At 45.1% G+C, this 872-nt stretch carries 1 protein-coding gene; it reads right to left on the bottom strand.

Features of this window, described 5'->3' with window-relative positions:
* Nucleotides 1–13: 13 nt before the first annotated feature.
* Nucleotides 14–872: IS4 family transposase (locus AB4482_RS00765; protein WP_372133481.1), on the bottom strand; the 859-nt coding region annotated here is incomplete at its 5' end.

Here is an 872-nt window from a genome sequence, read left to right as displayed (position 1 = left end):
CATAGACAGAACCTTAAGCACTAAGCTCAGCGTAAATTCCGTCTAACGTAATGTTTTCTTTAGACTTCCTCTGCGCGGACTTTTGAGCGTTCCTTGATATATAACTGGTAGCCCATTCGATTTTATTGCTGATTTCTGACCATGCGCCGTGACTGATACATTCAAATATTGGTAACAGCCAGACATCCACATTTTTTGCCGCTTTAAACAATGAGACCGATGGCATTATCTGAAGCGCAATACTACGCCTAATGATCAGCGCAAGTAAACTGGCCCAGATGAGCCCATCAACGATGGCCTTTTGTGCGGTGACAAATCGTTGCCAGTTGGTGTGAGACTTTAACTCTTTAAAAAGCAGTTCCACCTGCCATCGACAGCGGTAGATCGCCATGATGTCATCGGCAGTAAAGGTGTCTGAAGGTAAGTTAGTTATCCAAATGCAGAATCGTTTTTCTTCAGCAAACCATCGTCGCACGACTCTAAACTCTTGTTTACCTCGACGGACTTTTAGGTCAAGGACCTGCGAACGGTTGGTACCTCGAGTAATGTCTTTCAGCTTCTTCCCTTCTAGCTTAGGCAGCAGTCGCCCCTTGCCGTTCCTTGCCTCAATAATCATAGGGTTCAGAGACTTAGCACCTCGGACAATATAGAATCCGCCATGCTGTTCAAGCTCTCGAAAGAAGTGGAAATCAGGATACCCTGCGTCAGCTAACAGCAATTTGTTGTTCATCGTTTTGGGCTCAGGTAAAAAATCTCTTTCTGATGCCGTATCAGCGCTGATGTTCATCGCGACTGGAGAAAAGCTTTTCAACGACATTGTCATATGACATTCAACCGCTGCAGGGTTACGTTTAAATCGACTCGGATAAACA

The sequence above is a fragment of the Vibrio sp. 10N.222.55.C7 genome, assembly GCF_041473335.1.
Taxonomy (GTDB): domain Bacteria; phylum Pseudomonadota; class Gammaproteobacteria; order Enterobacterales; family Vibrionaceae; genus Vibrio; species Vibrio crassostreae_C.
The sequence above is the reverse complement of the archived record's forward strand: the minus strand, read 5'-3'. Positions and strand labels throughout refer to the sequence as shown.